The organism is Streptomyces sp. NPDC111628 (assembly GCF_055635195.1).
The window spans coordinates 1157080-1177243 of sequence record NZ_JBVKBZ010000003.1 but is presented as its reverse complement, the minus strand read 5'-3'; the positions used below and the strand labels follow the sequence as shown (position 1 = coordinate 1177243).

Here is a 20164-nt window from a genome sequence, read left to right as displayed (position 1 = left end):
GCTGCGCGCTCTTGGCTTCGTCATTTTTCGCTTTCGGTCCGACGGGGAGATCCGACTCTGATGCACACCGACCTCGTGGCAGCGCTGGACATCGGCGGCACCAAGATCGCCGGCGCACTGGTGGACGGCCACGGCCGCATCCAGGCGCGCGCACAGCGTGCGACACCCGCCCGGGAGGACGGTGACACCGTGATGGGAGCCGTCGAGGCCGTGCTCGCGGAACTGACCGCGTCGCCCCTGTGGGAGCGGGCCACGGCGGTCGGCATCGGCAGCGCCGGTCCGGTGGACGCCTCGGCCGGCACGGTCAGCCCGGTGAACGTCCCCGGCTGGCGCGACTACCCGCTGGTCCGGCGGGTCCGGGCCGCCGCCGGCGGCCTGCCGGTGGAGCTGATCGGCGACGGGGTGGCCATCACGGCGGCCGAACACTGGCAGGGCGCGGCCCGCGGGCACGACAACGCGCTGTGCATGGTGGTCTCGACCGGCGTCGGCGGCGGACTGGTGCTGGGCGGCCGGCTGCACCCCGGACCGACCGGCAACGCCGGCCACATCGGGCACATCAGCGTCGACCTGGACGGCGACCCGTGCCCGTGCGGTGCGCGGGGCTGTGTGGAGCGCATAGCGAGCGGCCCCAACATCGCCCGCCGCGCGCTGGAGGCCGGCTGGCTGCCCGGACCCGACGGCGACACCTCCGCCGCCGCGGTCGCCGCCTCGGCGCGCCTCGGCGACCCCGTCGCCGTCGCCTCCTTCGAACGGGCCGCGCAGGCACTCGCCGCCGGTATCGCCGCCACCGCGACCCTCGTCGAGATCGACATCGCCGTGGTGGGCGGCGGAGTGGGCAAGGCGGGGGACGTCCTCTTCGCCCCGCTGCGCAAGGCCCTCACCGACTACGCGACGCTGTCCTTCGTCCAGCGCCTCGCGGTCGTCCCCGCCCAGATGGGGACGGACGCCGGGCTGGTCGGCGCGGCCGCCGCGGCCCTGTCGAGGACGGCGGCCGTGACCGCCGCGCACGTCTGAGCACCGCGTACGGCGGCCGGGGCGCACTCCGTGGCACGGGCGACTCCCGCGGCCCTGGCCGTGACCCCGGGGCGGCGGCGTAGTTGAACGGGGCATGAAGAAGCGCAGCATCCTCGCCCTCGCGACCCTCGCCACCGGCTTCGTGGTCGCGGCCGTCAGCCCGTCCCACGCCGCCCCGAGCGACCTCCCGCTCAATCTCGGGGTGGACGACACCGTCAGTACCCTGGAGGACACCGTCGCCACCGAGAGCCTGACCCTCGACGACGACGCCCTGGGACAGCTGGGCTGACACCCCGGGCCGGGCCGACGCGCCCGTCGGGGCAACACGGCGCCGGTGCCCCCGAGGGGGCGTCGGCGCCGTTGTCATATGCCTTTTCCCACGTCACCGGCTGGGCTGGTTTCCGTGGCGGGGTGAAGCGGGCAAGCCACAGTGGGCCAACAGAAGAGGGGGACCTGTGACCGTCGTCTGGATCAACGGCGCGTTCGGTGCGGGGAAGACCACCACCGCCCGGGAACTGATCGAACTGATCCCGAACAGCACGCTCTTCGACCCCGAGGTCATCGGCGGGGCGCTCGCGCACCTGCTGCCGCCCAAACGGCTGGCCGAGGTGGGCGACTTCCAGGACCTGCCGATCTGGCGCCGGCTGGTGATCGACACGGCGGCCGCGCTGCTCGCCGACCTCGGCGGGACGCTCGTGGTCCCGATGACCCTGTTGCGCCAGGAGTACCGGGACGAGATCTTCGGCGGTCTCGCCGCCCGCCGGATCGAGGTCCGGCACATTCTGCTGGCCCCGGCGGAAACGATCCTGCGGGAGCGAATAGCGGGCCGCGAGATACCGCGGGACCTCCCGGACGGCGAGATACGGGTACGGCAGTGGTCCTACGACCACATCGAGCCCTACCGGGCCGCCCTCGCCTCCTGGCTCACCGCCGACGCCCACCCCGTCGACACCGGCGCCCTCACCCCCTACGAGGCCGCCGCCCGGGTCGCCGAGGCCGTCGGCTCGGGTGCCGTGCCGGCCTGCGAGATCGTCCAGACCCCCGAGCCCACCGGCGAGACCGTCGCCGCCGGCGTCCTGCTCTTCGACGAGCGGGACCGGGTCCTGCTCGTCGACCCCACCTACAAACCCGGCTGGGAGTTCCCCGGCGGCGTCGTCGAACCCGGCGAGGCGCCCGCCCGCGCCGGCATGCGCGAAGTCGCCGAGGAGACCGGCCTCAGCCTCCAGGACGTACCGGCCCTGCTGGTCGTCGACTGGGAACCGCCGGCTCCTCCCGCCTACGGCGGTCTGCGGCTGCTCTTCGACGGCGGCCGGCTCGACACCGCGGACGCCGACCGGGTGCTGCTGCCCGGCCCCGAGCTGCGCGACTGGCGCTTCGCCACCGAGGACGAGGCCGCCGCCCTGCTGCCCCCGGTCCGCTACGAGCGGCTGCGCTGGGCGCTACGGGCCCGGGAACGCGGCGCCGCCCACTACCTTGAGGCGGGCACGCCGGTCGGCTGACGCCGACCGGCCGCATCGGGCCGCCCGGCTCAGCCCGCCGCGTAGTTGCGCAGGAAGTGCGCCTCCGCCACCGACAGCCGCTCCAGCTCCTCGGGGGACACGCTCTCGTTCACGGCGTGGATCTGCGCCTCCGGCTCGCTCAGGCCGATCAGCAGGATCTCCGCGTCCGGGTAGAGGGACGCCAGGGTGTTGCACAGCGGGATGGAGCCGCCCTGACCGGCGTACTGCATCTCCTCGCCGGGGTACGCCACCGCCATCGCGTCCGCCATGGCCTGGTACGCGGGGCTCGTGGTGTCGGCGCGGAACGCCTGGCCCTGGCCGATCTGCTCCACGGCGACCCGCGCGCCCCACGGCGTACGGGTCTCCAGGTGGGCCCGGAGCAGCTTGGTGGCCTCGGCGGCGTCCACGCCCGGCGGCACCCGCAGGCTCACCAGTGCCCGCGCGCCCGCCTGCACCGACGGGGTGGCGCCGACGACCGGCGGGCAGTCGATGCCGAGCACCGTGACGGCCGGCCGCGCCCAGATCCGGTCGGCGACCGAACCGGACCCGATCAGCTCCACGCCGTCCAGCACCCGCGCGTCCCGGCGGAACTGCTCCTCGTCGTAGGCCAGCCCCTCCCAGGTGCTGTCCGCCGCCAGACCGTCGACCGTCGTCGAGCCGTCCTCCGCGCGCAGCGAGTCCAGTACGCGGATCAGGGCGGCCAGCGCGTCGGGCGCCGCACCGCCGAACTGACCCGAGTGCAGGTTGCCTTCGAGCGTGTCGACCTTCACGCGCAGCAGCGTCATGCCGCGCAGCGTGGAGGTGACCGTCGGCAGACCGACCCGGAAGTTGCCCGCGTCGCCGATGACGATGGTGTCGGCGGCCAGCAGGTCCGGGTGCGCCTCCGCGTACCGCTCCAGGCCGCCCGTGCCCTGCTCCTCCGAACCCTCGGCGATCACCTTGACGTGCACCGGCACGCCCCCGTTCGCCTTCAGCGAGCGCAGCGCGAGCAGGTGCATCAGCACCCCGCCCTTGCAGTCCGCGGCGCCGCGCCCGTACCAGCGGCCGTCGCGCTCGGTCAGCTCGAACGGCGGAGTGGCCCAGCCCGCCTCGTCCAGCGGCGGCTGCACGTCGTAGTGGGCGTAGAGCAGCACCGTCTTCGCGCCCTCGGGCCCCGGCAGGTACCCGTACACCGACTGCGTGCCGTCCGGTGTGTCCAGCAGGGCCACGTCCTGGAAGCCCTCGGTGCGCAGGGCCGCCGCTATCCAGTTGGCGGCACCCTCGCTCTCACTGCGCGGGAACTGGTCGAAGTCGGCCACCGACTTGAAGGCCACCAGCGCGGCCAGTTCCTCCTTCGCGCGGGGCATCAGCGAAGCGACGGTCTCGGCGACCGGATTCGACGACATGGGCACGCTCCTTGTGGGTGCGACGTTGTACCAAGGAGTACTTGGAATGACGGGCCGATCCTCCCACAGTGGCCTGCGGCGATGCCCGCCGTAGGATGCTGGGGTCAGGTGCGGCATGCGGTTTGATCGGAGCAGTAGACCATCGTGAGCAGCGAGAACTCTTCGGCGGACGACGCGCGTCAGGTCTGGGACGTGGTCGTGGTGGGCGCGGGACCGGCGGGGGCCTCGGCCGCCTACGCGGCGGCGGTCGCGGGGCGGCGCGTCCTGTTGCTGGAGAAGGCCGAGCTGCCCCGCTACAAAACATGCGGCGGCGGCATCATCGGGCCCTCGCGCGACACCCTCCCGCCCGGCTTCGAGCTGCCCTTCCAGGACCGGGTGCACGCGGTGACCTTCTCGAACAACGGGCGCTTCACCCGGACCCGGCGCTCCCGGCAGATGCTGTTCGGGCTGATCAACCGGCCCGAGTTCGACCTTCAGCTCGTCGAGCACGCCCAGAAGGCGGGCGCCGAGCTGCGCACCGGCGCGACCGTGACCCGGGTGGAGCAGCACGGGTCGGCGGTGCCGGACCGGCGCACGGTCGCCGTCGTCCTCCAGGGCGGCGAGACGGTACTGGCCCGGGCCGTCGTCGGCGCGGACGGCAGCGCCAGCCGGATAGGCGCGCACGTCGGGGTGAAGCTCGACCAGGTCGACCTCGGCCTGGAGGCGGAGATCCCGGTGCCCGAGACCGTCGCCGAGGACTGGAAGGGCCGGGTACTCATCGACTGGGGCCCGATCCCCGGCAGTTACGGCTGGGTCTTCCCCAAGGGCGACACGCTCACGGTCGGGGTCATCTCGGCGCGCGGCGAGGGCGCGGCGACCAAGCGGTACCTGGAGGACTTCGTCGCCCGGCTCGGGCTCGCCGGATTCGAACCGAGCATCTCCTCAGGCCACCTGACGCGCTGCCGCGCGGACGACTCGCCGCTCTCGCGCGGCCGCGTCCTGGTGTGCGGGGACGCGGCCGGGCTCCTGGAGCCGTGGACCCGCGAGGGCATCTCCTTCGCGCTGCGCTCGGGCCGGCTCGCGGGGGAGTGGGCGGTGCGCATCTCCGAGGCCCACGACGCGGTGGACGCGCGCAAGCAGGCCCTGAACTACGCGTTCGCGATCAAGGCCGGGCTGGGCGTGGAGATGAGCGTCGGCAAGCGGATGCTGACGGTGTTCGAGCGCAGGCCCGGTCTCTTCCACGCGGCCCTGACCGGTTTCCGCCCGGCCTGGAAGGCGTTCAGGGACATCACGCAGGGCTCGACCTCGCTGGGCGAGCTGGTCCGCAGCCATCCGCTGGCGCAGCGGGCACTGGGGGCGATGGACCGCCGGTCCGAGGCGTCCGCCCCGTCTGCCCCGTCCGAGTCGTCGGCGGGAGAAGAGGCCGGCGCCTGACCGTGGGCGACCGGCAGTCGGCGGCGGTCCGACCGGGTCCGGCCGTCGGCGCCCGCCCGGCCGGGACCTGACCGGGAGGCACACCGGGGCACGGGCCTCGCCAGGCCGGTGCTGCCCACCGAGTCACGGCCCGAGGCCTGCCGGACGGCAGCCGGCCGCCGGCCCCGTCCCCGGCCCGCCGCCCGAGACCGCGACGGCGGTGGTGGCCTGCTGGGCCGAGCTGTCTGCCACGTGGCAGGCCGACGCGCCCGTCCGGCCGGCCCGCTGGTCCCCGACCGTCCGCGGCGGGTCCGGGACCGTGGCCGCCCGAGCGGGCCGTGGAGGGGTGTACTTCGCCGGGAGTACGCGTGATCACCACGCGCGGGTGACGCCGCCCGCCCGGCCCGGCGTCTAGCGTGGCGGTCATGGACGGACAGCGCGAGCGCGCGGGCCGGGCGCCGCAGTGGTGGTGGCACGGGCCCCCGTGGTGGAACCGGCGGGGCGACGAGGAACAGCGCCCCGCCTGGCCCTGGCCCTCCACCGTGCTCGTCACGGCGTTCGTGCTGATCGGCTCCACCTTCGCCGCCCACGCCCAGGAGGCGGAGCGGGCCGGCCTGGACCCGTTCGCACGCGTGCTGCTCTTCGTGACGGGAGCCGCCCTGCTGTGGCGGCAGCGGTACCCGGTGCCGGTCGTGTTCGGCACGGCGGTCACCACCCTGGTCTACCTCGGCGCCGGATACCCGTACGGCCCGGTGTTCGTGGCCGTCGCGGTGGCCTGCTTCAGCGCCGTCGTCGCCGGGCACCGCAGGGCCGCGTGGGCGGCGATGGCGACCCTGTGGGCCGGGCACGCCCTGGTGGCGCACTGGCTCTACCGGTGGCTGCCGCCGTCCGGGGACTCGGCCGCTTCCTGGGGGCAGGAACTCGTGATCGCCACCTGGGTGGTGGCCATCGCCGCCCTGTCGGAGCTGGCCCGGGCGCGCCGCGAGCAGTGGGCGCGGGAGCGGGCCGAGCGGGCCCAGGCGGCGCGGCGCCGCGCCGACGAGGAACGGCTGCGGATCGCCCGCGAGCTGCACGACGTACTCGCGCACAGCATCTCCGTCATCAACGTGCAGGCAGGCGTCGGACTCGCCCTCCTGGACACCGACCCGGAGCAGGCCCGCACCGCGCTCACCACCATCAAGGACCAGAGCAAGGAGGCGCTCGGCGAGGTGCGGCAGGTACTCGACACCCTGCGTACCCCCGGGGACGCGCCACGTGCTCCGGCCCCGGGCCTCGACCGGCTCCCCGAACTGGTCGAGCAGGCGGCAAGCGCGGGCCTCACCGTCGAGGTGGAGGGGAAACCGCCGCGCCTGTCGCCCGGCACCGATCTGGCCGCGTTCCGCATCGTGCAGGAGGCGCTCACCAACGTCGTACGGCACTCGGGGTCCCGGCACGCGCGCGTCCGTCTCGACCGGGACGGGGGCACGCTGCTGCTGCGCGTCGACGACGACGGTCCCGCGACGGGCGCCGAGGCGGGCGGCAGCGGCAACGGGCTGGCCGGGATGCGGGAGCGCGCGGCGGCGCTGGGTGGCACCATCGAGGCGGGCCCGCGCCCCGACGGCGGCTTCCGGGTCCTCGCGGCCCTGCCGATCGACGTGAAACACACGACCCACGCGAAGGAGGACGACCGGTGATCCGCGTACTGCTCGCCGACGACCAGTCACTGGTACGGGCCGGTTTCCGGGCGCTGTTGGACGCGCAGTCGGACATCGAGGTGGTCGCGGAGGCCGCCGACGGCGAGGAGGCGGTGCGCTCGATCCGCGAACTGCGCCCCGACGTCGTCCTCATGGACATCCGCATGCCCCTGCTCGACGGCCTGGCCGCGACCCGCCGGATCACCGGCGACCCGGGGCTGCACGAGGTGAAGGTGGTGATGCTCACCACCTTCGAACTCGACGAGTACGTCTTCGAGGCGATCCGCTCCGGTGCCTCCGGCTTCCTGGTCAAGGACACCGAACCCGAGGAACTCCTGCGCGCCGTGCGGGCGGTGGTGGACGGCGACGCGCTGCTGTCGCCGGGGGTGACGCGCCGGCTGATCGCCGAGTTCGCCGCCCGTTCCAAGGAGCCCGCGGCGGCCGGCGAGATGGCCCGGCTGACCGAACGGGAGCGCGAGGTGATGGCCCTGGTCGGCATCGGCCTGTCCAACGAGGAGATCGCCCGCCGGCTGGTCGTCAGCCCGCTGACCGCCAAGACCCACGTCAGCCGCACCATGGTGAAGCTGGGCGCCCGCGACCGCGCCCAACTGGTCGTCCTGGCCTACGAGTCGGGGCTGGTGCGGCCGGGCTGGCTCGGCTGACCGCCGCGCGCGAACCGGACCAGCACGCTCACCACCCGGACGGCGAACACCACCACGGCGAGCGCGGTGCCCGCCCCGACGAGCGCGGAGCGCACCCGGCCCGACAGGCCGAAGAGAAACGCGGGCCCCGCCACCGCACCGAACAGCACGGCCGCCGCGAACGCCGCACTGCACAGCGCGTAGCCGATCTCGACCGTGATGGCGTCCCGCTCGCCCTGCGTGCGCCGACCCCCGGGGGCATCCATGGCGCCAAGTCTCCCGGAGCGGCGGCGTTTCGGCAGCGCGGTGCCTGCCGCGCGGCGCTCTGCTACGGTGCGCGGATGGCGGCGAAGAAGGCCGAACAGGCGCTCGTGACCCGGTGGCGCTCGATCCTGGTCCTCCATGCCCGCGTCCAGTGCGAACTCGACCGTGCGCTGCACGGACACGGCCTGTGCGGAAGCGACTTCGAGGTGCTCGACGTCCTGGCCGGCACTCGCGACGAGGACGGCTCCTGCGGATACCGCGTCCAGCAGATCTCCGAACGGGTCCACCTCAGCCAGAGCGCGCTGTCGCGGCTGGTCGCCCGGCTGGAGAAGGACGGTCTCGTCGAGCGCTCCCTGTGCCCGGAGGACCGGCGGGGCGTGCGGGTGGCGCTCACGCCCAAGGGACGCGCCCGGCACGGCGAGGCCCTCCCGGTCCAGCGGGCGGTGCTGCACCGGATGCTGGCCGGCTGACCGGCGCGCGGTTCGCCTCACCTTCAGACGACACCCGACCTTGCCTGCCAGAGCGTGGCAAGCGAGCCGTCGCCGGTGACTCCCGGGAAGGGCCGGCGGTTCCACAGCGCCGCGTAGAGCTGCGCGGCGGGTCCGGTCAGCTCGCAGTCGGCGTCCCCGGCGTCGTCCCGCACGGTCACCGGCGGCTGCGCGGACAGCCGTACGGTCCATACGGCGTCCGGCGCGTTGGTCGCCCGCACCCGCAGCGTGCGGGGCTCCTCGGTGCGCACGGCGCTCTTCGGGCGGGCGTGGAAGCCGCACAGCAGCTCGTCGATGCCGTCCACCGCGAAGTCCGCGCCGATGTCGGTGGGTTCGCCGCCCCGGGCCGACTCGGCGTCGATCCGGTGCACGGTCGTCTCGTGCGCCTGCCGCCGGGCCCAGAAGTCCAGCGGTGACGGCGCGGGCAGGAAGTGCCAGCACCGCACGTCGGGCGCGGCGTCCGCGAGGGTGTCGACGAGCCGCCCGTGCCCCTGGCGGAACCAGGCCAGGAGCGCAGCGCCGTCCAGGTCGGGCAGGCCGCCTTCGGGACGGGGTTCGGTGTGTCCCTCGGCGACGAACGCGGCCGCCCAGCGATGGATCGTCCCCGTGTGCCGCAGCAGGTCCCGCACCCGCCAGCCGGGGCAGGTCGGCACCTCGGCGTCGCCGCCCGCCGCCTCGGCGGCCGAGGCCAGCAACGCGCCTTCACGGTCCAGGATCTCGATGTACGCCGCGGTCTTCATGGCAGGGAGTGTGCCGCATGGAGTGCACTCGACGGCAGGCGTCCCCGGCACGTTCCCGGGGCGGCGCCCCGGCTCAGCCGGGAACCGCCGCGCGCCGCGTCGCGACCGCGACCAGTACCGCCACCGCCGCGAGCACCGCCACGCTGGTGAGGGCGGCCGGCAGGGACAACCAGTCGGCCATGAAACCGATCGCGGGCGGACCGAGCAGCATGCCGCCGTAGCCCAGGGTGGACGCGGTCGCCACCCCGCTCGGGCCGCCGAGCGCACCGGCCCGCTCGATCGCGACCGGGAAGATGTTGGCGAGCCCGAGGCCGGTGATCGCGAAGCCGAACAGCGCCGCCCACACGGACGGGGCGAGCGACCCGAGCAGCATGCCGGCCACCGCGGTGGTGCCGCCCGCCACCACCGTGGCCGTCCGGCCCAGGCGTTCCAGCAGCGTGGTCCCCGTCAGCCGGCCGACGGTCATGGCGAGCGCGAAGCACGAGTAGCCCGCCGCCGCCAGGCCCGGGGAGGCGTCGAGGTCCTGCTCCAGGTGCAGGGCGCCCCAGTCGGCCATGGCACCCTCGCCGTACGCCGTGCACAGGGCGATCAGGCCGAAGGTGATGACGAGGCGCCGGGTACGGCGGTCCCGGCGGCGCGGGGCGCCGTCCTCCTCGGGAGTGCGGTCCGGTGGCGCGGCGGGCTCGCAGCGCAGCAGGGCCCGGCCCGCGACGAGGGTGACCAGCAGGCCGGTCACGGTGAGGGCGAGCAGGTGCCGCGTTGGCGAGAGCGCCCCGGCGACCAGCCCGCCGAGCCCTGCGCCGACCATGCCGCCGAGGCTGAACGCCGCGTGGAAGCTGGGCATGATCGGGCGCCCCAGTACGGCCACCAGATCGACGGCGGCGCTGTTGAAGGCCACGTTGATCCCGCCGTACGCGCTGCCGAAGACGAGCAGGACGGCGCCGAGGGCGAGCGCGGAGTGGGTGAGCGGGGGCAGGGCGATGCTGAGGCAGAGCAGGACCGCGCAGGCGACGGTGACGGGATGGCTGCCGTAGCGGCGGACCAGCCGTCCGGTGAGCGTCATGGTGACCACGGCGCCCGCCGAGACGCCGAGCAGGGCGAGCCCCAGGGCGCTGGCGGAGGCGCCGGTCTGCTCCTTGATGGCGGGGATCCGGACCACCCAGCCGGCGAAGACGAAGCCGTCGAGGGCGAAGAAGGCGGTCAGGGCGATTCGGAGACGGGTGAGGTCGTCGCGGGAGCCCGGCACGACGTTGTGCGATCGGGCTTTGTTTATTTGCGGCACAAAGTCAGGCTAGGTGCGGGACGGGTGACGCGGCAAGGGTGGCGGCGGCTGGGGAGACGGTGTGAGGTGCGGGAGGCCGGGCGTCGTCAGTCGGCCGGTGTCCCTGCCGTGCTCTGCCGCACCACCAGCCGGTGCGGCGCCTTGGCCTCCGTCGGCGCGGGCGCCGAACCGTCGATCACGCCGAGCAGGGTGCTGACCGCCGTGCGCGCGATCGCGGCCTTGTCCGGGGCGACGGTGGTCAGTGACGGCGAGCTGTACCGGCCCTCCTGGATGCCGTCGACCCCGACGACGGCGATGTCGTCGGGCACCCGTACCCCCGCCCGGGTCAGGGCGTGCATGGCGCCGATGGCCAGCAGGTCGTTGTAGCAGAAGACCGCGTCGGGCGGCTCGGGCAGGGCGAGCAGCCGCTCCATGGCCTGGGCGCCGAGGTGGCGGTGGAAGCGCGGGGTGGGGACGATCAGCTCCTCGTCCACGGTGAGTCCGGCGCGTTCCAGCGCCTGGCGGTACCCGGCCGTACGCAGCTGCGCGGTCTCGCCGGTGCTGTACGGCTGGTCGCCGATCGCGGCGATCCGTCGACGGCCGAGGCCGACGAGGTGTTCCGTCGCGTCCCGGGCCGCGGCGACGTTGTCGATCGCCACGTGGTGGAAGCTTCCGTTGAAGATGTGCTCGCCGAGCAGCACGACGGGCACCCGGTTGGTGCGCCGGCGCAGCTCGTCCGCCGAGATGGACAGCGGGCTCAGCAGCAGACCGTCGAACATGGTGGCGCGGGACTCGCGGCCCAGCAGCTCCCGCTCGCGCTCGCCGTCGCCGTCCGTCTGGTCGAGCATGACCACGTACCCGTGGGTGCGCGCCGCGGTGATCACCTCGCGGGCCAGCTCCGCGAAGTACGGCACGTCCAGCTCGGGGACGACCAGGGCGATCATGCCGCTGCGGCCCCGGCGGAGATTGCGGGCCACCAGGTTGGGCCGGTAGTCGAGTTCGTCGAGCGCGGCCTGCACCCGCACCCGCAGTTCGTCGGAGACGGGCACCGACCCGTTGACCACGTTGGACACGGTGCGAATCGAGACTCCGGCGCGTCGGGCGACGTCGCGGAGCGTGGAGCCGGCCATCCAGTTCCCCCTCACGGCCCCCGCGGGGCCTCGGTCGGCAGCATCTCGTCTTCGCGTCGGTGCGGAGCGGCGCTGACGCAGGTTGATGTTACTCAGGTATTGCATCGTTGCAAAAGGCGCAGCATCATCTCTGCATCGTTGCAAAGCGAGGGCGGCGGCACGGGACAGGTGCGTACCGCCGCGCCGCCGACGACGCATGCGCGCGTTCACGTCCACTCCTGCTCAGCCACCCCGTCTCGCGCACCCCAGCCCGCATTCCCGACCGAGGAGCCGTGCTCATGTCCAGATCATTCGTCCCGCGGCGCAGCGTTCTGCGCGGCGCGCTCGGCGCCGGCGCGCTCGCCGCGGCCGCCGGTCCCCTCGCCGCGTGCGCCCCGGGTTCCTCCGGGTCCGAGCCGCGCAAGCTCACCGGGACGCCGAGTGCGTCGGCCAAGGGCGAGATCACCATCTGGAACCGCTCGGGCGACCTGTTCAAGGTCTTCGACGCGGCGATCGACGCCTTCCGCAAGGCCTACCCGGACATCAAGGTCAACCACCAGGCCGTCGACATCGACGCCAAGCTCGCCAACACCCTGATCAGCGGCACCGACCTGCCCGACGGCAGCTTCTGGGACGACGCCAAGATCGGCGGCCAGGCGGAGCACCTGTACGACCTGACGGACCTGATAGCGCCCTACCGCGACAAGACCTCGGCGTACAAGCTCTCGGTCAACACCGTGGACGGCCGGATCTACGGCGTGCCCTGGGACCTCGACCCCGGGCTGCTCTGGTACCGCGAGGACCTGCTGGAGGACGCCGGTGTCGACCCGGCCGGGCTGAAGACCTACGACGACCTGCTGGCGGCGGCCCGGTCGCTGCGGGAGAAGAACCCGAAGGCCCGCCCCCTGCACATGGAGAAGGATCCCTTCCTCGGCCAGCTCTGGCTGGAGATGCTCGCGGGCCAGCAGGGCACGAGCCTCGCCGACGCCGACGGGCAGGTGCGGCTGGACTCCAAGGAATACCGCAACGTCCTCAACTGGGTCCGGGACGCCGTCGACGACGACCTCGTCACCCATGCCGAGTACCTCAAGCAGGCCGACCTCGCCGCCCTGGAGAACGGTCAGCAGGCCCTGGTCCCGTGGGCGGTGTGGTGGTCCTTCGCGCCCCAGCAGCTGCTGAAGAAGGGCAAGGGCAAGTGGCGGGCCGCGCCCCTGCCGGCCTGGACCCCGGGCGGGGCGCGCAGCGGCGCCATGGGCGGCAGCAGCTTCATCATCCCGGCGAAGGCGAAGAACCCGGAACTCGCCTGGCTGCTCTACGAGTTCCTGTGCTTCAAGGAGCCCGGCTACAGCGCCGTGTACGGGCCGAGCGAGGTCTACCCGGGCGGACTGACCACCTCCGTGCCGAGCTACGGCCCCGCCCGCCGCCCCGACAAGCCGCTGTTCGAACCGGTGGCCGCGCTCGGCGGACAGGACCTGTGGAAGGTCGCCGTGGACGCCGCCGACACCATCCCGTCCGCCGCGCCGATCCCGGCCTGGTGGGCCAAGTCCGTCGACTACCTCGGCAACAACCTCCAGCGGCTCATCGAGGGGAAGATGGCCCCCGACGACGTCATCGACGACTCCACCAAGAAGATCCAGCGCAACCTGGTGGACCGCGCATGACCTCCGGCACCCTCACCCCGCCCCGCAAGGAGCGAGCGGCACCGGACGCGCCGCGCTCCGCCCGCGCGCGCCGCAAGCCCTTCCTCGCGCCGTACCTCTTCGTCGCGCCGTTCTACATCGTCTTCGCGGCCTTCGGCCTCTACCCCCTCGTCTTCGCGCTCCAGTTGAGCTTCACCGACTGGAAGGGCGCCGGCGAGGCGAACTTCATCGGCCTGGAGAACTACACCTACCTCCTCACCAGCGAGGAGTTCTGGTCCTCGCTGGGCAACAGCGCGGTGATGTGGCTGCTGATCGTGCCCCTCCAGATCGTCGGGGGCCTGGCCGCCGCGGTCCTGCTGGCCAACGCGAAGCTGCGGCTGCGCGGCATGTTCCGGGTCGCCTTCATCGCGCCGTTCGTCACCCCGCTGGTGGCCATGGCCCAGGTCTGGATCGTCGCCTTCGACACGGACTACGGGCTGGTCAACCACCTGTTCAACTTCGTCGGCCTGCCGGACGTCGACTGGCTCCAGTCGACCGCCTGGGCCAAACCGACGCTCGCGCTGCTGTTCCTGTGGAAGACCACCGGATTCGCGATCATCATCCTGCTCGCCGGGCTCCAGGCCGTGCCCTCCGACGTGTACGAGGCCGCCGCCCTCGACGGCGCCTCCCGCAAGCGGCAGTTCTGGTCGCTGACCCTGCCGCTGGTCAGGCGCAGCATCGCCTTCCTCGTCGTGGTGCAGACCCTCGCGGTGTTCCAGATGTTCGCCGAACCGTTCGTCGTCACCCAGGGCGGCCCGTACGGCTCGACCACCACCGGCGGGCTCTACCTCTACAACCACATCCTGGCGTCCGACCTCGGGACCGGCGCCGCGAACTCCTTCCTGCTCGTGCTGCTGGTGTTCGCCCTGTCCCTGCTGTCCGTGCGCCTGCTCCGCTCCCGAGACGAGTGACCATGACCAGCCTCATGACCAGACGGACCGAGAAGCCGGGCAGGAGCCTGTCCCAGCCCCGGCCGGGGCCGCTCCAGTACCTGGTGCTCGGCCTCCTCGCCCTGGTGTTCGTCTATCCCATCTGGTGGGCCGTCAGCTCCTCGCTGAAGCCGCCGGCCGACATCGTCCGCGACCCCCTGTCCTTCTCCCTCGGCTCCGCCACGCTCGACAACTACCGGGCGATGTTCGACGACGTGCCGATCGGCACCGGCTTCGTCAACACCGTGCTCGTCGTGGCCGTCAAGGGCGCGATGACCATGTTCTTCTGCCCGCTGGCCGGCTACGCCTTCGCCAAGTACCGCTTCCCCGGCAAGAACCTGCTCTTCGGCGTGCTGATGCTCACGCTGATGCTGCCGACCCTCGTGCTGGTCATCCCGCTGCTGCTGGAGATGAGCCAACTGGGCTGGGTCAACACGTACCAGGCGCTGATCCTGCCCGGCAGCATCGACGCCTTCAGCATCTTCTGGATGCGGCAGACCATCGCGGCGGTGCCCGACGAACTCCTCGACGCCGGACGCGTGGACGGGGCGAGCGAGTTCGGCATCTTCGCCCGGATCGTGGTGCCGGTCATCCGGCCCGGCATCGCCGCGCTCGGCGTCCTGACCGCCATGAACATCTACAACGACTTCGTCTGGCCGGTCGTCGCCGTCAACGACGAGAGCCACCAGACGCTGCAAGTCGTGCTGTCCACTCTCGCGCAGAACGTCACCGGCAATCGCGTCGGCGCCGACTTCGCGACCGTCTGGGGCGAACTCCTCGCCGCCGGAAGCATCGCGATGCTGCCCGTGCTGGCCCTGTTCGTCCTGCTGCAACGCCACTTCATCAACGGGATCCTCGCGGGCAGCGTCAAGGGCTGAGCTTCCCCCCATACACAGCCGACCGCCCCACAGCCGCACCGAATCGGAGCACACACGCCCATGACCACCCCCCGTCCCGAATACCCCCGCCCGCACTTCGACCGGTCCCACTCCTGGCGCACCCTCAACGGCACCTGGGACTTCCGCGCCGACCCCGCCGAGCGCCACTCCGCCGACGCGCCCGACGGCTACGACCGAGCGATCACCGTGCCCTTCGCCTGGGAGACGCCCGCCTCCGGCATCGCCGAGCACTGGCTCCAGACCGCCTGGTACCGGCGGATGTTCACCGTGCCTGCCGACTGGGCCGGACAGCGCGTCGTGGTGCACTTCGGCGCCGTGCACCACGCCGCCACGGTCTGGGTGGACGGCACCGAGGTCGCCCACCACGAGGGCGGCTACACCCCCTTCGCCGCCGACGTCACCGACGCGCTCGGCGACGTCGGCGACCACCTGCTGACGGTCCGGGTCCACGCCCCCGCCGACAAGCGGGACATCGCCCACGGCAAGCAGCGCAGCATGCCCCGCGACGACTACGACGGCGTCTGCTTCACCCCCTCCTCCGGCATCTGGCAGAGCGTCTGGCTGGAGGCCCGCCCCGCCACCCACCTCGCCACGCTCCGGCTGCGCCCGAACGACGACCTGACCGGCATCGCCGTCGAAGCCGTCGTGCACGGCCCCGCGGCCGACCGCGCCGAACTGCGGTTGCGCGTACGCGACGAGGACACCGCCGTCACGGCGACCGTGGACCCCGACGGACGGCTCCGTACCGAACTCCCGCTCCCCGCGCCCAGGTTGTGGTCGCCCGAGGACCCGCACCTCTACCACGTGGACGCGGAGCTGACCTCCACCGACGGCACCGACCGGGTCGCCGCCTACACCGGTCTGCGCACCATCACCGTCGACGGCGAGTCCCTGTACCTCAACGGGCGGCGGCTGTTCGTACGCGGCGTGCTCGACCAGGGCTACTGGCCCGGGACCGGCATCACCGCACCCGACGACACCGCCCTCGGCCGCGACCTCGAACTCGCGGCCGAGGCCGGGTACAACCTCGTCCGCAAGCACCTCAAGCTGGAGGACCCCCGCTTCGCCCACCACGCCGACACCCTCGGCATGCTCCTGTGGGCCGAACCCGCCTCGCCCGGCCGCTTCTCGCCCGTCTCCGTCGCCGCCTTCGCCGAGCAGATCGAGCCGATGGTCGAGCGCGACGGCAACAGCCCCGCCATCGTCATCTGGGGCCTGTACAACGAGGAATGGGGCCTGGACTGGGACATCCCCGGCGACCCGGCCAAGCAGCGCGCCACCGCCGACGCCTACGACCGCCTCAAGGCACTCGACCCCACCCGCCCGGTCGTCGACAACTCCGGCTGGACCCACGTCAAGACCGACCTGCTCGACTGGCACTACTACGACGAGAGCGCCGCCTCCTGGGCCACCACCGTCGCCGACCTGCTCTCCGGCGAGCGCGACGACTTCCCCGTCAAGCTCGGCCCCGACTTCGTCGTCCACAAGAAGCTCGCCGTCCCCGGTCAGCCGCTGCGCGGCCTGCCCAACCTCAACAGCGAGTACGGCGGCGGCTTCACCGGCCTGGACCGCGCCTGGCACCTGCGCTGGCAGACCCAGGAGCTGCGCCGCCACGACCGGCTCGCCGGGTACGTGTACACCGAGCTGTACGACATCGAGCACGAGAGCGCCGGGCTGCTGGACTTCGGCCGCGGCACGAAGGACCTCGCGGGCGTCGACCCGGCCCACGCCAACGCGCCGACCACCCTCGTCCTGGACGTCACGCCGGTGGCACCCGGCCGCGACCTGCTCACCTCCGACCGCGACTTCACGGTCGACGTCCATGTCTCCCACCACGGCGCCGACCCGGTCGCGGGCACCTTGCACACCACCTGGACCCCGGTGTACGCCAGGACGCCCGACGCACCCGGTGACGCCGTCCCCGGCTGCCGCGCGGAGGCCAAGCCGTACGTCCTCGGCGCCCCCGTCACCGTGCCCGCCGCGCTGCCCGAGGGCTGGACCAGCGGCCGGCTGCACCTCGCACTCGTCGTGGACGGCACCGTCGCCGCCCGGACCGCGCTGGACGTGGACACGCGAACCGACCCGTACATCGGCGACGACCCGCAGGCCCGCCCCACCGTCTGACCTCCCGGCCACCCGACCCACCAGATCCACCGATCCCGCACCACCCGACATCCCCACCACCAAGGAGTCGACCCGTGCGCAACCCGTCACTCACCCGCGGCAGATCACCGGCCCTGCTCGCCGTCCTGGCCCTCCTCACGGCCCTGCTGTCCCTGTGGGCGCACCCCGCGTCGGCCGCGCCCGCCGGACAGGTCCTGGCGTCGCCCGACCTCGCGGCCCACCCGCAGGGCGACAACAGCTACCCGCGCGCCGTCCGCCTCGACCACGACGGATCGGCCGGCCAGACCATGCTGGCCACCTATGCCCGGCGAGAACAGGGCGCCACCAACACGCTGCCGGTCCACCGCAGCACCGACGGCGGCCGCACCTGGAGCGCCGCCCCGATCTCCACCATCACCTCGCACACCCCGGGCTGGGACATCGAGGCACCCGTCCTCTACGAGGTGCCGCGCACCGCGAACGGCCTGAACCAGGGCGACCTCCTCGCCGCCGGCACCGCCTGGCAGGCCGGTGACTACACCACGCAGCGCGTCGAGGTGTTCAAGAGCACCGACCACGGCCAGAGCTGGCAGTACCTCTCCGACTGCACCCGCACCAGCGGCCTGCCCGACACCATCGGCCACGGCATCTGGGAACCCTGGTTCCTGCTCGCTCCCGACAACACACTGGCCTGCTTCATCTCCGACGAGCGGCCCGCGAACACCCCTACCAACAACCAGGTCATCGGCCACTACACCTCCACCGACGGCGGCCGCACCTGGAGCGGCACGCTCACCCAGGACGTCGCCTTCCCCGCCGACAACCTCGCCCGCCCCGGCATGTCCATCGTCGTCCCGCTGCCCGACGGGCGGTTCATGATGGCCTACGAGATGTGCCGGGACGCCACCGACGCCGACCACGCCTGCGAGGTGTACACCAAGACCAGCCCCGACGGCCTGAACTGGGCGCCCGCCGACAACCCGGGCACCCTCGTGCGCACCGCCGACGGCAGGGAGCTGCTGCACACTCCCTACCTCGCCTGGGTGCCGGGCGGCGGCCCCGACGGCACGCTGCTGATGTCCGGCCAGCGTGTGGTGAGCGGACCCACCGGGAACAAGACGGTGCTTTCGGAGTCCGGCAGCGTGGTCTTCGCCAACACCCACCTCGGCGCGGGGGAGTGGACCGAGATCGAGGCCCCGGTCCTGACCGACCCCACCGGCGGCTACAACCCCGGTGAGCCCTCCTGCCCCGGCTACAGCTCGCCGATCGTGCCGCGCGCCGACGGCACCTCCTTCCTCTACCTGACCGCCACCTGGCTCGGCACCGGCAACCAGTGCCAGGTCCGCTTCGGCACCGGCAGCCTCGGCGGACCGGTCGGCCAGGTCACCACGCCGTGGGTCGCGGGCAAGTGCCTGGACGTCGACACCAACACCAGCGGCAACGGCCACGCCGCCCAGCTGTGGGACTGCTCCACCGCCACCGGCCAGCGCTGGTCCGTCGCCCCCGACGACACGGTGCGCGCGTTCGGCAAGTGCCTGGACATCGACGGCAACGGCACGGCCAACTTCACCAAGGTCCAGGTGTGGGACTGCGCCCCGGGCGTCGGCGGCCAGCAGTGGCGCCACCAGGCCGACGGCTCGCTGCTCAACCCGCAGTCCGGCCGCTGCCTGGACATCCCGTCCGGCGGCACCGCCAACGGCACCAAGCTGCAGATCTACGACTGCAACGGCCTCGGCACCCAGAAGTGGAACCTGCCGGTCTAGACGCGGGAGCACCCGGGGCCGGTGCCCCGGGTGTCGCATACGCTCGACAGCACCATGATGAACAACCTCACCCCCCTGGAGCCGAAGGCCGACAAGGCCACGGTCCGACGGCACAACCTCAGCCTGGTCCTGAGGGCCGTGCACGACGCGGGGGAGGCGACCAGGGCCGGTGTCGCCACGCACGTCGGACTGACGCGCGCGGCGGTGTCGTCCCTGGTCGAGCAGTTGCTGGAGTACGGCTTCGTCTCCGAGTGGGGCAAGACCAGCAGCGGCCAGGCGGGACGGCCCGGCACCGTCCTGAAGGTGTCCCGCTCGGGTCCGGCGGGCCTCGGTGTCGAGGTCAACATCGACTACATCGCGGTGTGCGTCGTCGACCTGGCCGGCACCGACCGGGTGCGGCTCGTGGAGCACGTCGACAACCGCGGGGTCCAGCCCCCCGAGGTCCTGACGCGCGCGGCCCGGCTGGCGGCGCGTGCCATCGGCTCGGCGGCGGAACAGGACCTCGTACCGGCCGGCGCCCATGTCGCGCTGCCCGGTCTGGTGACCGGCGGCACCGTGCGTCAGGCACCCAACCTCGGCTGGCAGCGGGTCGCCGTCGAGGGACTGTTCGCCCAGGCGCTCCTCGCCCTGCGCCCCGCCCACCGGCCGCTGCCGGTCAGCTCCGACAACGAGGCCAACGCCGCCGCCCTCGCCGAGCTGTGGTTCGGCGCCGGCACCGAGGGCGTGCGCAGCTTCCTCTACCTGACCGGCGAGATCGGCGTCGGCGGCGCCCTCGTGCTGGGCGGCGAGCTGCTGCGCGGCGCCCACGGCTTCGCCGGGGAGATCGGGCACATGGTCGTCGACCCCGACGGCCCGCTGTGCCGCTGCGGCGCCCACGGCTGCCTGGAGCAGTACGCCGGACAGGCCGCGCTGCTCACCGCCGCCGGCCTCGACGCGGACACGGGTGGTGCGCAGGGCGTCGCCGAACTCGAACGCCGTGCCCGGCGAGGAGACCCGTCCGCGCTGTCGGCGATCGAACGCGCCGGGCGGCAACTGGGCGTCGTGGTCTCGGGCGCGGTGAACCTCTTCGACCCCGAAGCGGTGATGCTCGGCGGTGTCTACCGCGAGCTGATGGACTGGCTCGCCCCGGCCGTCGACCGCGAACTCGCCCGGCGCGTGGTGTCCGGGCTGTGGAGCGAGGACGGCAAACGGCTGCGGGCCGCGTCCTCGCTCGGAGACGCGGCCCGGGGCGCGGCCGGCACGATCGTCCGCGAGGTGCTGGCCGACCCGGCGGCGTACGCGGAACGGGACCCGGGCTGATGCGGAGGGCGGCCGCCCGGCAGCCC

Annotated in this window: 18 protein-coding genes; 13 read left to right on the top strand and 5 right to left on the bottom strand. The window is 73.2% G+C overall.

Features of this window, described 5'->3' with window-relative positions:
• Positions 1-60: 60 nt before the first annotated feature.
• The 3 genes from ACZ7MF_RS20275 (at position 61) to ACZ7MF_RS20265 (ending at position 2513) form a co-directional block, all read left to right on the top strand.
• Positions 61-1014 carry an ROK family protein gene (locus ACZ7MF_RS20275; protein ID WP_388521339.1) on the top strand — a complete coding sequence of 318 codons (954 nt, stop codon included), beginning with the start codon at positions 61-63 and terminating at the stop codon, positions 1012-1014.
• Positions 1015-1108: 94 nt separating this feature from the next.
• Positions 1109-1303: a hypothetical protein gene (locus ACZ7MF_RS20270; protein WP_115740761.1), complete on the top strand. Its 195-nt coding sequence runs from the start codon at positions 1109-1111 to the stop codon at positions 1301-1303.
• A gap of 166 nt (positions 1304-1469) precedes the next feature.
• Positions 1470-2513, top strand: a complete 1044-nt coding sequence (locus ACZ7MF_RS20265) for an NUDIX hydrolase (protein WP_471478167.1) — start codon at positions 1470-1472, stop codon at positions 2511-2513.
• Positions 2514-2542: 29 nt separating this feature from the next.
• On the opposite strand, the gene ACZ7MF_RS20260 is transcribed toward ACZ7MF_RS20265, so the two are convergent.
• The gene (locus ACZ7MF_RS20260) at positions 2543-3898 is read right to left on the bottom strand and encodes a M20/M25/M40 family metallo-hydrolase (protein WP_471478166.1); all 1356 of its coding nucleotides are present in this window, start codon (positions 3896-3898) and stop codon (positions 2543-2545) included.
• A gap of 144 nt (positions 3899-4042) precedes the next feature.
• Here ACZ7MF_RS20260 and ACZ7MF_RS20255 point away from each other — a divergent pair, with 144 nt between their 5' ends.
• The 3 genes from ACZ7MF_RS20255 to ACZ7MF_RS20245 all read left to right on the top strand — a co-directional run bounded on the left by ACZ7MF_RS20255 (position 4043) and on the right by ACZ7MF_RS20245 (position 7625).
• Complete coding sequence (locus tag ACZ7MF_RS20255; RefSeq protein ID WP_471478165.1) at positions 4043-5311, top strand: geranylgeranyl reductase family protein; 1269 nt, start codon at positions 4043-4045, stop codon at positions 5309-5311.
• Between the two features lie 404 nt (positions 5312-5715).
• Positions 5716-6963 (top strand): sensor histidine kinase, encoded by a 1248-nt coding sequence (locus ACZ7MF_RS20250; RefSeq protein WP_471478164.1) that lies wholly within the window; start codon positions 5716-5718, stop codon positions 6961-6963.
• Positions 6960-7625, top strand: coding sequence for a response regulator transcription factor (locus ACZ7MF_RS20245; RefSeq protein ID WP_471478163.1), 666 nt, complete (start codon positions 6960-6962; stop codon positions 7623-7625). Before ACZ7MF_RS20250 ends, ACZ7MF_RS20245 begins: the two co-directional genes overlap by 4 nt.
• Here ACZ7MF_RS20245 and ACZ7MF_RS20240 read toward each other — a convergent pair.
• Positions 7586-7870 carry a DUF6332 family protein gene (locus ACZ7MF_RS20240; RefSeq protein ID WP_471478162.1) on the bottom strand — a complete coding sequence of 95 codons (285 nt, stop codon included), beginning with the start codon at positions 7868-7870 and terminating at the stop codon, positions 7586-7588. The genes ACZ7MF_RS20245 and ACZ7MF_RS20240 overlap by 40 nt on opposite strands.
• Before the next feature lie 75 nt (positions 7871-7945).
• Between ACZ7MF_RS20240 and ACZ7MF_RS20235 the strand changes: the two genes are divergently transcribed.
• Positions 7946-8338, top strand: a complete 393-nt coding sequence (locus tag ACZ7MF_RS20235; protein WP_471478161.1) for a MarR family winged helix-turn-helix transcriptional regulator — start codon at positions 7946-7948, stop codon at positions 8336-8338.
• 23 nt (positions 8339-8361) lie between these two features.
• On the opposite strand, the gene ACZ7MF_RS20230 is transcribed toward ACZ7MF_RS20235, so the two are convergent.
• The 3 genes from ACZ7MF_RS20230 to ACZ7MF_RS20220 form a co-directional block, all read right to left on the bottom strand.
• Positions 8362-9096: a maleylpyruvate isomerase family mycothiol-dependent enzyme gene (locus ACZ7MF_RS20230; RefSeq protein WP_471478160.1), complete on the bottom strand. Its 735-nt coding sequence runs from the start codon at positions 9094-9096 to the stop codon at positions 8362-8364.
• A 73-nt stretch (positions 9097-9169) separates the two neighbouring features.
• Positions 9170-10342 (bottom strand): MFS transporter, encoded by a 1173-nt coding sequence (locus ACZ7MF_RS20225; protein WP_471478891.1) that lies wholly within the window; start codon positions 10340-10342, stop codon positions 9170-9172.
• A gap of 122 nt (positions 10343-10464) precedes the next feature.
• Positions 10465-11487, bottom strand: coding sequence for a LacI family DNA-binding transcriptional regulator (locus ACZ7MF_RS20220; protein WP_471478159.1), 1023 nt, complete (start codon positions 11485-11487; stop codon positions 10465-10467).
• Between the two features lie 278 nt (positions 11488-11765).
• On the opposite strand from ACZ7MF_RS20220, the gene ACZ7MF_RS20215 reads away from it, so the two are divergent.
• The 6 genes from ACZ7MF_RS20215 (at position 11766) to ACZ7MF_RS20190 (ending at position 20138) form a co-directional block, all read left to right on the top strand.
• Positions 11766-13127 carry an ABC transporter substrate-binding protein gene (locus ACZ7MF_RS20215; protein ID WP_471478158.1) on the top strand — a complete coding sequence of 454 codons (1362 nt, stop codon included), beginning with the start codon at positions 11766-11768 and terminating at the stop codon, positions 13125-13127.
• Positions 13124-14056 (top strand): carbohydrate ABC transporter permease, encoded by a 933-nt coding sequence (locus ACZ7MF_RS20210; protein WP_471478157.1) that lies wholly within the window; start codon positions 13124-13126, stop codon positions 14054-14056. The genes ACZ7MF_RS20215 and ACZ7MF_RS20210 overlap by 4 nt, the downstream gene beginning before the upstream one ends.
• A 14-nt stretch (positions 14057-14070) precedes the next feature.
• The gene (locus ACZ7MF_RS20205; protein WP_471478156.1) at positions 14071-14952 is read left to right on the top strand and encodes a carbohydrate ABC transporter permease; all 882 of its coding nucleotides are present in this window, start codon (positions 14071-14073) and stop codon (positions 14950-14952) included.
• Between the two features lie 60 nt (positions 14953-15012).
• Positions 15013-17097 (top strand): glycoside hydrolase family 2 protein, encoded by a 2085-nt coding sequence (locus ACZ7MF_RS20200; protein WP_471478155.1) that lies wholly within the window; start codon positions 15013-15015, stop codon positions 17095-17097.
• A gap of 74 nt (positions 17098-17171) precedes the next feature.
• Positions 17172-18839, top strand: a complete 1668-nt coding sequence (locus tag ACZ7MF_RS20195; RefSeq protein WP_471478154.1) for a ricin-type beta-trefoil lectin domain protein — start codon at positions 17172-17174, stop codon at positions 18837-18839.
• Between the two features lie 54 nt (positions 18840-18893).
• Positions 18894-20138, top strand: coding sequence for an ROK family protein (locus tag ACZ7MF_RS20190; protein WP_471478153.1), 1245 nt, complete (start codon positions 18894-18896; stop codon positions 20136-20138).
• The last annotated feature ends 26 nt before the right edge of the window (positions 20139-20164 follow it).

Bases quoted from the DNA above. Each gene is read 5' to 3' on its own strand.
- ACZ7MF_RS20235 (WP_471478161.1), top strand. From the start codon at position 7,946: ATGGCGGCGAAGAAGGCCGAACAGGCGCTCGTGACCCGGTGGCGCTCG.
- ACZ7MF_RS20200 (WP_471478155.1), top strand. From the start codon at position 15,013: ATGACCACCCCCCGTCCCGAATACCCCCGCCCGCACTTCGACCGGTCC.
- ACZ7MF_RS20210 (WP_471478157.1), top strand. From the start codon at position 13,124: ATGACCTCCGGCACCCTCACCCCGCCCCGCAAGGAGCGAGCGGCACCG.
- ACZ7MF_RS20260 (WP_471478166.1), bottom strand. From the start codon at position 3,898: ATGTCGTCGAATCCGGTCGCCGAGACCGTCGCTTCGCTGATGCCCCGC.
- ACZ7MF_RS20205 (WP_471478156.1), top strand. From the start codon at position 14,071: ATGACCAGACGGACCGAGAAGCCGGGCAGGAGCCTGTCCCAGCCCCGG.
- ACZ7MF_RS20215 (WP_471478158.1), top strand. From the start codon at position 11,766: ATGTCCAGATCATTCGTCCCGCGGCGCAGCGTTCTGCGCGGCGCGCTC.
- ACZ7MF_RS20220 (WP_471478159.1), bottom strand. From the start codon at position 11,487: ATGGCCGGCTCCACGCTCCGCGACGTCGCCCGACGCGCCGGAGTCTCG.
- ACZ7MF_RS20270 (WP_115740761.1), top strand. From the start codon at position 1,109: ATGAAGAAGCGCAGCATCCTCGCCCTCGCGACCCTCGCCACCGGCTTC.
- ACZ7MF_RS20240 (WP_471478162.1), bottom strand. From the start codon at position 7,870: ATGGATGCCCCCGGGGGTCGGCGCACGCAGGGCGAGCGGGACGCCATC.
- ACZ7MF_RS20275 (WP_388521339.1), top strand. From the start codon at position 61: ATGCACACCGACCTCGTGGCAGCGCTGGACATCGGCGGCACCAAGATC.
- ACZ7MF_RS20190 (WP_471478153.1), top strand. From the start codon at position 18,894: ATGATGAACAACCTCACCCCCCTGGAGCCGAAGGCCGACAAGGCCACG.
- ACZ7MF_RS20250 (WP_471478164.1), top strand. From the start codon at position 5,716: ATGGACGGACAGCGCGAGCGCGCGGGCCGGGCGCCGCAGTGGTGGTGG.
- ACZ7MF_RS20230 (WP_471478160.1), bottom strand. From the start codon at position 9,096: ATGAAGACCGCGGCGTACATCGAGATCCTGGACCGTGAAGGCGCGTTG.